We start from the raw sequence: 14,438 nt of genomic DNA on the forward strand, positions 1-14,438 counted from the left end.
CCAAAGTCCCGGTGCGCTGCACCGTAGTCTGCGGCCCGTCACTATCGTTCCTGTGCCTTATTCTCACGCTCGTCCGTCACGCCGAGCAGATGATCAATGTTCGCTTTGATTGCCACAGCCTGCCGCATATCCGCCTGGGCCTTGCGATATTCCGCATAAAGCTCTTTCTTTTGTCCCGCCAGCTCACGGCGGGATTTTTTTAGTGCTTCAATCTTAGGGAGCTTTGCGCCGTTCAGTATGGTGTTCATGGTATCCTTTGCCGCCCGGTAAGTGGCAAGCTCTGCTTCATGCTGGGCCAGATACTTTTTGCTGTACCGCGCAGCCTTGTACCCATCAAACACCGGGCGGGTCTTGGCATAGTCCACCGTGGCAGCCATCAGCTCCGAGGTTTTGGAAAGAGCCTCCTCCGTTGTGCGGAGCTCGTCAGACAGCTTGTGAAAGTGATCCGCCGCAGCCTCGGTGCTGGCCGTCAGCGCCGCATAGTCTGTCAGATGATGCTCCTGCAAATACTGGAGTGCAGCCGCCATCTGCTTTAAGTTGTAGACCTTGGCCCATCGTTCATAGGCTGGGCCTTTGCCCTGGGCCATACGCTCTTGAATGTCGATGATGAGATTGACTCGCCGTGGCGGAACCGTGGGCTCCTCTGGCAGTTCAGGGAGCGGACGTTCCCCGGCAATTACCGCCTTGATGTCCTCCGGGTCAAATCCGGCTCCAAGTGTAGAAGCCCGGAGCCGGGTCGGTTTTTCCTGCCCGGGCGCAAGGAATGAGATGACACCGCCCCGCCCATGTTTCACCGCAAAGCCGGACTCCTCCATGAGACGAAGAAAGTCGGCAAAGTCCGTGGGCTTTTTCTCCAAAGCGGCGAGAACAGCCAGCCGTACCCGCTGCTTGGCAGAGGTCGGCTTTTCACCGATCCACTGGCCGTAGTGGAGAAAACGGCCCCTGCTGTGCTGGCGCGGATTTTGAATGACAGACAATTCATGTTCGATGCACACGCAGTCAGAGAGCCGCCGCAGGGCAAAGGACGAACCAATGAAATTATGAAATTTCCGGGAGCGATCAAAGGCCGTCGCATTGAAATAAATGTGATTGTGGATATGGGCCTTGTCGGTATGCGTACAGACGAAGAACTGATACTTTCCCTTTGTCCAGCGCATCGCCGTTTCATAACCAATACGGTTTGCTTCTTCCGCTGTAACCTCCCCGGGCAGGAACGCCTGCCGGATCTGAAAGAACAGGGCCCCGCGAGATACGGCCCGGCCTGTCTCTGCAAGGTATTGACTTTTTACCAGAAGAAACTCGGCGGGAGCCGTGTTTGGATCGCAGAGATAGGAAGATACGGCTCCCAGCTTTTCCGGGTTCAGGCCATAGGTGAAACGATCCTCCATCGTTTGAATTGCACTTTTTCCCGCCGCTGTTTTATAAGGGCGGATGTAGGTGGTCGCCGTAGAAATCCCTCCTTCCGGCAAATAGTATTTTTACTTTGGGACACTTTGTCCCGAAGTAGAAAAAACCGGGGAGCGGTATCAACCACTCCCCGGATGGGTCAGAGCTCTACCAGCGCGGAGAGCTGTTTCAAAAGATCAGATAGCGGCCCCCACAACGCGGCATAGTCCCGCTGTAAGGCTGCGAGTTCTTCGGGATAAATTGCGCCGTAGGTGTTGGCCTGAATTGCCACTTGGTTCAGATTGTTGGAGCATCGCCGCTGGAGCGAAACCAGCTCACGAACAGGCGAAAGGTCAACATGAAGCACATACCCACTCAGGGCCATTTTCCGCATATAGGCTCCCATGTTACGGATGCCAGCCTCCGCCATACGTTCTTGAATCAGGGCCTGCTCCGCCTCCGACACCATCACATGAAGATGGATCGGACGGCGGCGTTTCTTTGTCATCGCTCCTCGCGCTCCCGGCTGCGGCAGGCACGGGGCGGCTCCTTTACCTTATCCAGCGGCTTTTCCTGTTCGTCTGCCGGAACGGGGCGCGGCAAATGAAATTCACGGTGCAGGCGCAGCGCCTCCAGTACAGACAAATCCTGTTCACGTTTCTTTTCCATATACGCACCTCCTTATCTATCGCCACGGTCAGGCTGCCTGCGCTGGGGAGCCGGAGCCTCCGAGCCGCGATCTGCCTCCGCCAACTTTGCCGCGTTTTTCATCTGCTCGGCAATCGGACGGGGCCTGTCGGGATTATCAGGCGCAGGACGCAGCTCATAGTCGGATGCCTGTTTTTCTGTCAGGGGGCGGGTATAGGTAAGATAACCCCAAGCCAAGAACGAGCCATTTTCCACCGGGACGCGCTGATCGTAATTGAAAATTTCATCCGGCTTGTTATAGGGCGGCTTCGGGAATGTCCCGATGTCCACAGGCCGCTGGGTCGAATAATACTTGTAAAGACCGGGAGCCTCGGTCTGCCTGATCCCGACGTTATAAATACGCTGATAGTCCTGCACCCGGTCTGTAAAATCCTGTTCCATCGCGGTGCGGTCATTTCCATAGTGACCCCATTCGTACTGCCGCAGGCCGTCTTTGTCATCATAACAGGCCCATGTGACATAGCGGGATGGCGCGGTGGGATGCTCGCCCAATGCAAATCCCCGCCCATTTTCCAGCATGACCGCCTTCAAAATAGCATAGCCTTGATTTTTGTCCATAGTACACCTCCCATCATCGAGACATTTCTTTGTTTTCTCTTTTCACAAACGGCTGGATCTGATAGGGGCTTGTACCGTCCTTGGGTTGCAGAAAGTCTATCCGGGCCGCAGCACGGATAGCGTTCTGGTTAAGCTGCCGCTGCCATGCCCCTTGGCTGGGAGCCCACTTAAAGCCGTTGCTTTTCAGTTCCTGCCGCTGATCGGCATCGGGCTTTTCCTCGAAAATAAGCTGCAAACGGTTTTCAGCCTCGTTGATTTTTGCCTCGCCTCCGGGGAATGTCCAGCCAGCAAACTCGGAGCGGCTGCTCAGTTCCTCAATGCGCTGGCGCACACGGCGGATGTTGGCGTTGTTGTTGGAAAGCAGATAGGTGGGGTACGGCTTGCTTTTATCCAAGTGCCATGACTGCGTCATATCTGCTTTGAGCTTTTCTGCCTGCTCCGGCGTAAGCTCCGGGCAGCCGTCCAGCGTTTTGTGTTTCCGAAAATACGCATTGACCGCCTTCATGGTGACCTGCTGGAACTCCAGCCCCTCCAGCTTTTTTGTCAGCTTTTCCACGGCCAGATCATCGTCTGCGCTGATCCCGCCCATACCAACAGAGCGGATTTTATCAAGCAGTTTTGAGATCTCCGCATACTCTCCATAGTTGCGATCCCGGGCGGCGTTCTGCTTGTGCTTTTTTGCCACAGGGAAATTACCGCCCCCGGAGATCAGAATAGAGGGCACCCGGGCATCAATCACATTGCGTTCATTCAGATTTTCCGCAAGTTTCCGGGCATAGCGATCCACCAGCGCGTCAATCTTATCATGGTACATGGGATCGACACGCGCTTTCTGGCGTTCCGCCGCTGCATACGCTTCATCGACCATTGCCCGGTAGCCCGCCGTAGCGGAGCCCGGCTGATAGTCGGAAAAGCTGTTCATATCTTTTGCCCGCTTTGCGGCTTCTTCGTTGATCGGATAATATTTCGGCATAGTACCTCCTTCCACAAAAGCCGGAACTTTGGGACAAATTGTCCCAAAGCCCCGGCAGCTAAAATGTTGACAGCATCTCACGGAAACAGGGGCGGACGTAGAAACATACGCCTCCCGCAGAAAAGGGCCTTAAAAAGCCTTGTCACAGGCGGGTTTGGGGTGTCCTAATTGTCAACACATCAGCCCCGCTTTTTTCGCATATATTCCCGCTGCTGTCTGCGGTGTGCCGCCTTTGCACAGGCCACCGAACAATAGGTTTGCCGTCCATCAGGAGCCACGGCTCTGCCGCATACCGGGCAAGCCTTGAAATCCGGCCTTGGCCCCTCTGCCAGCAGCGCAGCCTCCAGCGCCGGATCAAGGGGCAGAACTGCCTCGCGGAAGTAGCGGCAATAAGCCCCTGTCCAGCATTTCCCAAACATATAGCACTCGCAATCCAGCGGCAGGCAGCCGCAGTCCCGGTCATAGTTGGCACACCATTTTGACACCAGCCTGCGGATTGCCGCTTTTTCTGTCCGGGTCAGTTCTCGGCCCACAGCATCACCTCCCGTTGCCCGGTGGTTTGAGCTGCTCCCGGTAGCAGAACACGCAGCCAATCCCGCGCCAGTAAGGGCAGCCGTCACAACGGGAGCCCTTCGGCGGCAGGCTGGGCGGCACACCCTTAAAGTAGCTTTTTTCTTTCATAAATCCCTCATAGGGGTTATTTGTAAATCTCATTCATTATCCTCGCTTTCGGTATCGTCCTCGCCCCAAGGCGGCCCATCGTCCTCGGGATCGTCATAATCAGCCAGTTCCTCACTGTAATCCTCTTCGGGTACAGCAGCTTTTTCATGCTTCGGGCGGTAGATTTTCAAGTACCAGCCTGCACCGCCGCCCAGAACAGCCACTGCCAAAATCAGCAGAAGCGTCCCGGTATTACTTTCCTGCTGGGGCTCGGGTTCCGGCTCCTCCGCAGGTTCCGTCACCGGAGCGGGTTCGGGAGCTGTGCCAGCACACTCGGTCATGTTGACCGCGCAGACCTCGCAATCCGTACGGATGGCTCCGGGCGCACATTTTTCTGTGCAGGAGCAGGCCGGAAGTTCTCCGCCAGCGGCCTCCAGTGCCGCCAGCAGATCGGCTTCATCCACCATGTTCAAAAAGTAGGTGTGATACTGTTCGCCGTCCTCGTCCACAGGCTTGTCATAGTCAATGACAATGTAAAAGGTGTTGCCGCCGCTGGTTTCCACCGTGATGAACTGTTTGTTGGTTGCGGCATCGTAGAGCAGATCGCGGGTCACAAGGTTTCCATCCTCCGAAAAGCCCTCGCCCGGGGTAATGGTAGGTGCAGGCTCCGGGGCCGGAGTTTCTTCCACAACAGGCGGTTCCTCATTTCCGCTGTCCGAATAGGCGTAGGCCGGAATCGCAAAGCCGCATAAAAGAACAGCGGAGCAAAGCCCCGCCGCCAACATACGAAAGTGTTTCATATTCAGTTTTCCTCCTTCTTTTCTTCTTCGGACTTCGGGACACTTTGTACCAAAGTGCCGCCGTCCTTCAGCTTTTCAAACAGCAGCGGGAGCTCCGTAAGGGAAATGCTCATGCCGCGCACAATGTCCACGATCTCGCTGTTTTCTGCCTCCAGCTTTTTCTGTTCCAGCTCCTTGAGCCGGGCTTGCTGTTCACTGATTTTAGCCTTGACCTTATCAATCTCGGCCTGAATTTTCATGCTTTTGGTAGTTGCCATTTCAAAACCTCCTGTCACGGTAAACGCCCGTAGGCGTAAAAATGAGATTGCCAGTAGCTTGTATTCAAATTTGCGTAGCCGATGGGATCTCCGCAATGCAGCATTTTCCCGTCACCGACATAAATCCCGCAATGGCTTACGCCCGGCGTGTCATAGGTGCCTTTGAAGAAAACCAGATCACCGGGTTTGGGAGAGCTTGTTGGCGTACAGATGTTATAGAGCCCCTGGGCTCCCAGCCTGCCCATATTCCAGCCGGAGTGATTGATGACCCACGAAACATACCCCGAGCAATCAAAGGAAGTGGCAGGAGAACTGCCGCCCCACACATAGGGATAGCCGATATATTTCTGTGCTTCGGCAAGCATCGCGGCAAAGGTTTCATCGTCCAGATATTCTCCGGGCACTTCGTAATCACCGGGTTTCCCGGTAATGTACTTGTTCACATAGGGAGAATCCGGGAACAGATCAGGGCGGTTCCCCAGCGTTGCCATATAGATGGCATATCGGGAAAGCTGATCCTCGCCCATAACGTACACAGGTACATGGGACAAATCAAAGTTTTCCAACGTGACCGTACAGATGTAATAATCGTAAGGCACCTGATAGGTGTCCGTATGGGAGTTGCCGTCCTCGTCCGTCCATGTGTCGGTTTCTGTGCGATACCGGGTTTCCACCACTACATCCTCCGTGAGAATGTACTGGCGGTCAAACAGCATTTGCAGCGTTCCCTGTAACTCGTCTATTGTCCATTGTCCCTCATGGAGCGCACACAAAAGAGAAAGCAGCACATAGGGATCATGTTCGATTTCGTCCAGATCGAAGTGGTATTCGTCATAGTCATGGGTGCTTTCATAGGTGTCCAGATAATGCTGTAAATCATCTTCCAGCGCACAATAGGCGGCTTCGGCGGCCAGCATATCACGATCCTCGCAAGGATAGGTGCTGGCTCCTAATGCACCGGCCCCGGCGTTCCCCAGCATAAGCATGGTAGAGGAACAGGACTGCATAGCAAACAGGAGTAACACACAGAGCACCGCAATCACGGCACCTGCGGGATGACTTTTGACAAATTCCACTGCCCGGGCAGTCAGGCGTTCTGTGGCTGTGGCAGTTTTCCCAGCCGCAGCCGCGCTCTGCTTTGCAGCCTCCTTTGCCTGCTTGCGGTATTGCCTGCGGAGCCGTTGCTTCTGCCAGTAGCGGGTAAGGGCATTTTTCGTCAGCTCCGGGTGCTCCTGTGCGGCGGTGTGAAAATGGTAGTCCGCCGTGTACTTGGTATAGCGGGCCTCGGCCTTGCGTACCACTTTTGCCGGATGTTCCCGGACTTTACGGCGCACAAAGCGAGAGCCATGCCGTAGCGCGGTTTCTCCCACAAGCTCAGAACGGTGTGCGCCTTCTGTGCCGACATTTTCCTGTTCCACTTCAAAAATCTTGCCATGCACGAAGCTGTGAACGGAACCGCTGGCAACACGGCCTATGCGTTTTACCGGGCCGGGCTTTTTCGGCGGCTTTTGTTTTGCCAGCTTCTCCCGGGCCTGTTCCAGCTTTTCGCCTTGGGACTCCATACGGAGCTTTGCCGCCGCAGCCTGTTCCTGCTGGCTCTTTTTGCGGAACTTGGACTTCGGGACACTTTGTCCCGAAGCGTCGGAAGCCTCCGGCCCGGGCTGCTCCCCGTCAGGGGCGTGGGCGGTCTGCGACCAAGCCTCCTCCTTGGCCTTATTCGTTTTTCGTTTCATTCTTCATATCCTCCGGGCGGGTAGTCAGCAGGTCATAGATTTCTCCGCGAGGGAACCGATCCACAAACGGGATGGTCACATTTCCATAGAACAACAGGCCCTCGCCGGAATTGCTGTGTGTGATATAGGAAAGCTGGTGCTCGGAAATGCCGAGCTGTTTTGCCAGAATGGTGCGGTCACTCTGCGCCTGCGAAAGCAAAATCATAAAATCCGTATTGTCCAGAATGTTCTCGATTTCCCGGCTGGCCAAAAGGTCTTTGACGTTCTGCGTCAAAGCAGACGGCACACATCCTTTTTTACGCAGCATTTTCCAGACTGCCACAAAGTAGCTGGCTGTCAGCGGATCGCGGAGCAGGATATGAAACTCGTCAAAGTAGCACCAAGTCGCCGCACCCTCGTGGAAGTTCTGATCCACCGCCTGCGAAACAAACTCATTTGTGATGTGCATTGCAATCTTTCTAAGGTTTTCGCCCATGTTTTTCAGAACGATGCACACCACACGGCTGTCCGTTTTGACGTTGGTAGGATGGTTAAAAAGATTGAGGGAGCCTGTGCAATAAAGCTCTAAGGCAGTTGCCACGCGCCGGGCCTCGGGCTCCGGCTGGCGTAAAAGCTCCTCATATAAATCCTGCAACAGCGGTGTTTTTGCGGTTTCCAGTCCGAGCGCCTGCTCCCGATACACCAAACGCACGCAACGGTCAATGACCGTCTTTTCAATGGGCTGCAAACCTTCCTTGCCGCCAACCACCAGCTCGCACAGGGACAAAAGAAAATCCGCCTTCATGGAAAGCGGGCTTTCTCCGGCGGCCATATTGAGCTCCACATCCATCGGATTGAGGTGGTGCGGGCTGTCCGGGGCAATCTCGATCACCTGGCCACCCAGCCTTCGCACCAGTGGAGCGTATTCGCCCATCGGGTCAACCACGATGATCCGATCCTGCGGGATGGTGAGAAACACATTCAAGAGCTCGCGCTTTGCGGCAAAGCTCTTGCCGGAGCCCGTAGAGCCCAAATACATCCCGTTTGCCGATTTCAGCTTTTTGCGGTCAGCCATGATGACATTGTGAGAAAGTGCGTTCATGCCATAGTAGAGGGCCTGCCCAGCCATGCGGAGCTCCCTTGTCATAAAAGGAATAAAGATGGCTGTGGAGCTGGTGGTCATACCGCGCTGGATTTCTACCTCGTTGTAACCAAGGGCCAACGAGGAAACAAAGCCCTGTTCCTGTTGCCAGTCCAGACGGCGCAGAGCGCAGTTGTATTTCTGCGCGATACCGCCCACGGTAAACACATCGTTTTCCAGCCGCTGGCGGTTAGGAGCAAGGTTTACCACCGTAAAGGTCAGCAGAAACATTCGCTCATTGCGGGATTGCAAATCAGCCAGAAGCTCCGCTGCGTCCTTGCTGAATGTAATCAGGTCAGGGGGAAGAATATCCGGGTCATAGCCGGAGCGCACAGCCTTTCTCTGTTCCTCCACTTTCATTTTTCCGATGTCCGAGATTTTCCCCTTGATGGTCTTGATTGCCTTGAGCTGATCCACGGTCTGAATGTGCATGGTCACAGTCATTTCTGCATCCAGCTCCAAGATTTCCGCCAGCAGCTTATCCGAAAGCTCTGATGCCATAATCTGTAAGTAGGACACCGCACCCCAATACTGGCCGATGCGGAATGTGCGGGACTGGCGGAAGTCGAGACTGTCCGGGGCAATAAAGTCTTTTGTGCCAAGCCCGGTCTGTGGGATGTCTTTCCACGAAAAGCAGAACGCCTCGCGGCTCCCCGGATGCATCTGGCTATGAAGTAGCGCAAGGCGGGCCCGCCCGTCCATCGGCTCCGAGGGAACGCCCAGCCGCTTAAAGTTTCCCATGACATCGGCCTCCACACGCTCCAGTCGGGGCCGTGCCTCCGTAATCCCCTCGGCGGGTATGCCAAAGGTGATGTATTTTGAGCGCTCAATACCGTTGTTGCTTTTGGCAATCTGATTTTTCAGCATCCCGGTAAACTCGTCCCGGACGCTGTTATAGTTGTCATCCGCTTTCGGGATATTGACCTGATAGCGGCTGCGGGAATGGGAACGGCGGTTGATAAAGGAAAGCTGGAACGGCAGCGAACTGTCAAAGTAGTTGAGGAATGAGCTCCATCCGCTGAATATGGCGGTCTGATCCTCGGTGGATGCCACGGAGTAATTGATGTCCTCATATTCCACGGTTTTTGTATAGAGCCCGCCCGGGAGCTTGCACACACCGTCCGGGTGCATGGACAGATACGGGATTGTCTGTTGGGCAGACAGGGTCGCCCGGCCTTTACCCTTGGCGGCGGCTCCGTTTTTCTTCTTTGTGTTTTTCAATCACATCCTCCTTTCCAGCGCCCGGCCCGGCAAAAGGCGCATAAATGTTTTCGGTTCGGTAGGCCCTGATCCCCGGCCTTAGAAACTTGGCCCGGATGATGTTTCGCACAACCTTTTCAAAGGGCAAGCCGTCCTTTTCATACATGGCCAGCAGGAACGCCGGGAGCATAATTCCCAGCATGAGAAACATCGCCCCGGTATTGCCGAGGGTGCCACGGGTCAGCAGATAGGCCGGAATCCCCACTGCGCCCGCGCTGCCGAAGCAGACAAGCTGGCGTTTGGTGAGGTTGAAAGCCATCTTTGTTTTGATTTTGGATAAATCGTTTGGTACGTTTACATAGGGCATAGATCACACTCCTTTCTGCACTTCGGGACAATGTGTCCCAAAGTCCGGGATGGTTGGTGTTACTTCATTTCCCCATACAGCCCAGCCGGGCGGGGTCTGCCTGGCAAAGAGCTCCACGCGGGGCAGATCGCCCATCAGGGAAATGATTTTGGCGCGGGCCTCGTCCGGCTTTTTGCTATGGGCTTCAATCGGGGAAATGATGAATTGATGAATGTTGGCAGCCTGCCGCTTTGGATGTCCCTTGGTTGCCAGCAGGCAGATTTCCGCGTTGCCCCTTGTCCAGAAGCCAAGGCCGTAAAACCAGCTATCCGCCTTCTTGTTCTTTTTCAGCCAGACGAAAGCAACGCTTTTGTAGGTGAAGCCCCAAGCCTCGATCAGCCGGAGCGCCTCCGGGAGCTGCGGGAAAGTGGCCCATAAAAAGAGTGCGCTGTCCGGGGCTGCAAGATCAGCCACAGGCAACGCACATAACTCCTCAATGCTCATAGTGGGATAATGATTTTCCGCCGCGCCCTGTACTTTCTTAGCCGAGTAGCGCCAAGGGGGATCGGCGTAAATGATAGAATACTGCTGGATAATTACACTCCTTTCTCGCCGGAGCTTTTTACTGCCTGCGCCGCACGGATGCGCTCACTGGCGGCGGCATAAAAGGACGGGGCCGTTTCAAAGCATACAAAGCGGCGTTCTGTGTTGATGGCTGCAATCGCGGTTGTGCCGGAGCCAACGCAAATGTCCGCGACCAGTTCTCCGGGGTGGGTATAGGTGCGGATCAGATACTCGCAGAGCTCCACGGGCTTCTGCGTGGGGTGGATGCTGCCGGACACCGTAGGCACAAAAAGTACATTTCCGGGATAGCGGCGGCCATCGTTGGACTCCGATCCCTGCCGCTCAAATTTCCCATAGTTAGAGCTTGTACCGCTTCGGGAATGAACACGGGTATATGGCTTGCCGTAAGTAAACTGTGGATTGTAGACCGGGGACTTTTGGTAAAACACCAAGATGTTCTCGGACTTCTTCAGTGGAGCCCGGTTTGCATTGAGAAAGCCCGTTCCGCGCTCTTTGTACCAAATCCACTCATAGCGGAGCATGGCGAGGTTGGATGCGCCCAGCACCTTGTCAAAGGGGCACTGTGCGAAAAACAGCACTGCGCCATTCGGCTTGACCGCCCATTTCACCGCCTCCCACAGCTCCGGGAGCGGCAGGGGCACATCCCAATAATTCCGGGTTGTGCCGTAAGGCGGATCAGTCAACAGCATATCCACGCTATGTTTGGGCAGGGAGCGCAGGCCCTCAATGCCATCCATGAGAAACAAGCCCTCCTTCGGGACACTTTGTCCCAAAGTGCGGCTATCGGTCATTACGGGCCTCCTTTGCCTTGGCAGGCGCAGGCCGGGCAGCGTTTTCTTTTCCCGCTTGCTTTGCAGCCTCGGCCATCTGCTCCTTGATCGGGGCAGGCCGTACCGCCTGGGCCCGTGCAACAAGCTGTTCCACCGCCGCATGATACGCCTCCACACCAGCCGCGTTAATCCGTTCCTGTGTGGCTCGGTCAGGAATCCGAATCGTAGCCCGGTATCCCGTCCGGCTGGCAGGATCGGGTTTAGAGGGAGCGCCGAGGAAAATCCCGTTTTTCCCGTCCACAACCTTAAAATCGTCGATGACCACACCGCCAAAATTGACGCTGGCGAAGCCGATCAGTTTTCCCTGCGGCTCAATCGGGCGGACAGATACCGTGATCGGAACAACCGCCTCCTGCAAGACAGCATCTGTCCGCATTTTTACTGCCTCATCAATGCTAACGCCCTTGACTTCTGCAAGCTCCGCGATGGGAGCATCAAACAGCCAGCGCCGTTCCTCCGCAGCAATCTGCTCCGGGGTCAGCAATACATCGTCTTTCTTACTCAGATAAAATTCCTCCTTTCCGCTTGCCGGAGCAGGCTGGGCGGGGTCGTCCATCAACTCTTTTCTTTGCAGGACGGCCTCTGTTTCCGCCATAAAGCGGTAAGCGTCTGCCTCAGTAAACTCCTCCGGCGTTTTTCCATTCCATAAGCGCGTTCCGTCTGCCCCGTATCTTCTCGGCATAAGCACCACCTCCTGTTAATGAGCGCCAAAGATACGCTGGGCAATGCTCCCGGTCTTAAAGAGCATGAAGCAAAGCAGAACCGTGTAGCCCACAGTTCCCCAAATCGCCCCAATGGGATCGCCGCCTGTTGCGATGCCTTGAATGAGCACCGCGTAAATTGCAACACATACAAGGATCAGCAGCCCTTGAAAGCCCACGGCAAACAGGGACTTGATGTAGTTCTGCCCGGTGCCACCAAGCTCCCGGTTGGAAAGCGTAGCAACGGGGATGGGGGCCAGACTGGTCAGCAGATAGATTTCCAGCATCCTGCCATACACCAAAACGAAAATGATAATTCCCATCGCCTTCATCGTGAAGCCAATGAGCGCAGACTGCAGCCACAGCCCCAAAAGCGGCCCTAAGTCCATCGTCTCCAGCGAGGTTTCCAGTTCAGCAAGCATATCCGCCGAAACATCGGTAGAGCCTTGAATGAGCCCGCCTGCCTGCGCGATGACGCTCTGCGAGACATCGAACACGGCCATGACGATATTGAATGTGTTTGACAGGATCAGGATTGCACAGGCTGTTTTGAACATCCATTTATAGAGGTTCGCAACGTCAACCTCGTGCATATTGTTCTTTTCCAAAAGCATCTGTATGAGCTCATAAGTGGCAACAAAGGTCAGCACCATTCCGGCAATCGGCAGGATCACCGTTTCGGAAAGCTGTCGGATCAGGGAGAAAACCCCGGCGTGCCACGCCGCCGGGGTAGTCCCTACCTGTGCCGCAATCTCTCCGACTTGGGTATTGACAGTATCAAAAAGACCTTCGAGGTTCCCCATGATCCCGCCAATCAGAAGCTCTTTGAGCCAGTTTGTGAGCCAGTCGGTGAGAAAATCCATAAGCGCCTACCTTAAAACAGGCCAGACAGCAGAGGGATCAGTGTGGTGCCAATGACGATGATGCCGCCGCCCGCCATGAGCTGTTTTATCCCCAATTAGGTGTAAAACTCTGCTCGATGGCGGGCGGCGGCGTACAAAAAATCTATATGGTGTTTTTTAGAGAACCGTCCCGGCGGGACAGGTCAGGCAGTGACCTGTTCCACCTCCGGGATGGGTTTGAGATTAAAATGAATTTCGATAGAAATGTGTCTTGTTTTATCTTCGTCAATGCGTTCATGCACGACGATTTCTTTGATTAAGCGGTTAAGGGTGGCTGCGTCCAGCTCTGTGATGTTGGCATATTCCTGAATGGCTTCCACCCATTGTTTTGCGTCATTGGCAAGCTGGACTTCATCAGACAGCCGCTTTCTGCCCTCGGACACTTTTGCTTTAAGCTCCGTCTGCTCGGTCTGTGTCTTTTCCAGCATGGTGTTGAAATTCTGCTCACTGATACGCCCTGCAATCATATCCTCATAAAGCCGCATGACCATTTTGTCCAGAACCTCAATCCGTTCCTCGTCCCTTGTAAGGGAGCGTTCCATTGCTTCCCGCTGTTCCCGCTGCTCTGCTTCACAGGTATTGGTCAGGCGGTCGGCAACCGCTTCCCCGTCCATCAGGGCAGCTCTGGCACATTCCCGGATTTTCCGCAGCACATGGCTGTAAAGGGTGTCATAGTCAATCCGGTGCTGGGTGCAGTGGTTCTTTCCAAAGGCGTTGTAGGTCTTGCAGGAATAAATCCGCTGGGGATGTTTTGCGTTTGTGTAGCGTACCGTCAGCGACTTCCCACACTCGCCGCATTTTAACAATCCGGCAAACAGGCTGATTTCATCGGTCTGCCCCGGACGCTGGCGGGATTTCAGCTTGTTCTGCACAATGTCAAAGCTCATGCGGTCAATCAGCGGTTCATGCTGTCCCTCCACCACAATCCAGTCCTCCGGCTTCTTTTCCCCAATTGTGCCGATTTTGAAACGGTAGTCTTTTTTCTGGGAAGCAATCGCACCGGTGTAGACGGGATTCATCAAAAGGTCTTTGATAACGGAGAAGTCCCACATATACCGCCCGTTTTCCGGGTCTTTCTTTTCCCATTTGGTTCGGGTGTTGCGAAGCCCCCGTTCCCGGTTCCACCATGTGGGGCAGGGGATTTTTTCTTCCTCCAGCCGTCTGCGGATATAGTTCGGACCATGACCGTTCAGGGCATATCCGAAAATCAGCCGCACAATCGGGGCGGTTTCCTCGTCAATGAGCAGATGGTTTTTGTCCTCCGGGTCTTTCCGATACCCAAACGGGGCAAGACACCCGGTAAACTGTCCTTTCTGCGCTTTCAGAAGATAAGAGGAATGGACTTTCTTGGAAATATCCTTGCTGTACATCTCATTCAGGATATTCTTGAACGGGGCGATGTCGTTGTTATCCCGCAGGGTGTCGATACCGTCATTCATGGCAATATAGCGGACACCGTTTCTTGGGAAAAAGTCCTCAATCAAATGCCCGGTTTGCAGATAGTTACGCCCCAGTCGGCTGAGGTCTTTCGTGATGACAAGGTTGATTTGCCTGCGCTCAATAGCTCTCAACATCCTCTGTAAATCAGGACGCTCCATATTAAGACCTGTGAAGCCATCGTCCTGATAGACTGCCACAACCTCCCATCCCTGCTTTTCGCAGTATTTTTCCAGCATATC

17 protein-coding genes and 1 pseudogene are annotated in these 14,438 nt (G+C 54.6%); all 18 read right to left on the minus strand.

Translation table 11 applies throughout. The features are described 5' to 3' along the window. Positions 1-41 precede the first annotated feature (41 nt). Positions 42-1,388 carry a relaxase/mobilization nuclease domain-containing protein gene (locus tag IEY11_RS11080; RefSeq protein ID WP_188886548.1) on the minus strand — a complete coding sequence of 449 codons (1,347 nt, stop codon included), beginning with the start codon at positions 1,386-1,388 and terminating at the stop codon, positions 42-44. 158 nt (positions 1,389-1,546) lie between these two features. Next, a complete protein-coding gene (locus tag IEY11_RS11085) occupies positions 1,547-1,894 on the minus strand; it encodes a plasmid mobilization protein (protein ID WP_003020363.1) in 348 nt (115 codons plus the stop codon). Beyond that, the gene (locus IEY11_RS11090; protein ID WP_172749916.1) at positions 1,891-2,055 is read right to left on the minus strand and encodes a hypothetical protein; all 165 of its coding nucleotides are present in this window, start codon (positions 2,053-2,055) and stop codon (positions 1,891-1,893) included. Before IEY11_RS11090 ends, IEY11_RS11085 begins: the two co-directional genes overlap by 4 nt. 12 nt (positions 2,056-2,067) lie before the next feature. Continuing rightward, positions 2,068-2,652, minus strand: coding sequence for a defense against restriction DarA-related protein (locus tag IEY11_RS11095; protein ID WP_188886549.1), 585 nt, complete (start codon positions 2,650-2,652; stop codon positions 2,068-2,070). Between the two features lie 13 nt (positions 2,653-2,665). Then, on the minus strand, positions 2,666-3,625 hold the full coding sequence (locus tag IEY11_RS11100) for a hypothetical protein (protein ID WP_188886550.1): 960 nt from the start codon (positions 3,623-3,625) through the stop codon (positions 2,666-2,668). 179 nt (positions 3,626-3,804) lie between these two features. After that, positions 3,805-4,158: a cysteine-rich VLP domain-containing protein gene (locus IEY11_RS11105; protein WP_188886551.1), complete on the minus strand. Its 354-nt coding sequence runs from the start codon at positions 4,156-4,158 to the stop codon at positions 3,805-3,807. A 4-nt stretch (positions 4,159-4,162) separates the two neighbouring features. Then, complete coding sequence (locus IEY11_RS11110) at positions 4,163-4,339, minus strand: hypothetical protein (RefSeq protein ID WP_014080211.1); 177 nt, start codon at positions 4,337-4,339, stop codon at positions 4,163-4,165. Then, positions 4,336-5,085, minus strand: a complete 750-nt coding sequence (locus IEY11_RS11115; protein WP_188886552.1) for a DUF4366 domain-containing protein — start codon at positions 5,083-5,085, stop codon at positions 4,336-4,338. Before IEY11_RS11115 ends, IEY11_RS11110 begins: the two co-directional genes overlap by 4 nt. Before the next feature lie 2 nt (positions 5,086-5,087). Further along, the gene (locus IEY11_RS11120; RefSeq protein WP_188886553.1) at positions 5,088-5,342 is read right to left on the minus strand and encodes a DUF4315 family protein; all 255 of its coding nucleotides are present in this window, start codon (positions 5,340-5,342) and stop codon (positions 5,088-5,090) included. A 14-nt stretch (positions 5,343-5,356) separates the two neighbouring features. Next, complete coding sequence (locus IEY11_RS11125; protein WP_188886554.1) at positions 5,357-7,075, minus strand: C40 family peptidase; 1,719 nt, start codon at positions 7,073-7,075, stop codon at positions 5,357-5,359. Beyond that, a complete protein-coding gene (locus tag IEY11_RS11130) occupies positions 7,056-9,416 on the minus strand; it encodes a VirB4-like conjugal transfer ATPase, CD1110 family (protein WP_188886555.1) in 2,361 nt (786 codons plus the stop codon). The genes IEY11_RS11125 and IEY11_RS11130 overlap by 20 nt, the downstream gene beginning before the upstream one ends. Then, on the minus strand, positions 9,373-9,762 hold the full coding sequence (locus IEY11_RS11135; protein WP_015563852.1) for a PrgI family protein: 390 nt from the start codon (positions 9,760-9,762) through the stop codon (positions 9,373-9,375). The genes IEY11_RS11130 and IEY11_RS11135 overlap by 44 nt, the downstream gene beginning before the upstream one ends. Positions 9,763-9,765: 3 nt before the next feature. Continuing rightward, entirely contained in the window at positions 9,766-10,320 is a 555-nt protein-coding gene (locus IEY11_RS11140) for an MT-A70 family methyltransferase (RefSeq protein WP_118544540.1), read from the minus strand. A 17-nt stretch (positions 10,321-10,337) separates the two neighbouring features. After that, positions 10,338-11,117 (minus strand): DNA-methyltransferase, encoded by a 780-nt coding sequence (locus tag IEY11_RS11145; RefSeq protein WP_188886556.1) that lies wholly within the window; start codon positions 11,115-11,117, stop codon positions 10,338-10,340. Beyond that, positions 11,107-11,838 carry a septation protein SpoVG family protein gene (locus tag IEY11_RS11150; protein ID WP_188886557.1) on the minus strand — a complete coding sequence of 244 codons (732 nt, stop codon included), beginning with the start codon at positions 11,836-11,838 and terminating at the stop codon, positions 11,107-11,109. The genes IEY11_RS11145 and IEY11_RS11150 overlap by 11 nt, the downstream gene beginning before the upstream one ends. 15 nt (positions 11,839-11,853) lie before the next feature. Next, entirely contained in the window at positions 11,854-12,720 is an 867-nt protein-coding gene (locus IEY11_RS11155; protein ID WP_117461320.1) for a VirB6/TrbL-like conjugal transfer protein, CD1112 family, read from the minus strand. Between the two features lie 11 nt (positions 12,721-12,731). Continuing rightward, positions 12,732-12,812, minus strand: a pseudogene (locus tag IEY11_RS11160) (Maff2 family mobile element protein); the annotation flags it as partial. Between the two features lie 90 nt (positions 12,813-12,902). Beyond that, positions 12,903-14,438, minus strand: a 1,536-nt coding sequence (locus IEY11_RS11165) for a recombinase family protein (protein ID WP_243183998.1), incomplete at its 5' end; no start/stop codon positions are given.

The organism is Butyricicoccus faecihominis (assembly GCF_014648015.1).
In the GTDB taxonomy this organism is placed as follows: Bacteria; Bacillota; Clostridia; order Oscillospirales; family Butyricicoccaceae; genus Agathobaculum; species Agathobaculum butyriciproducens.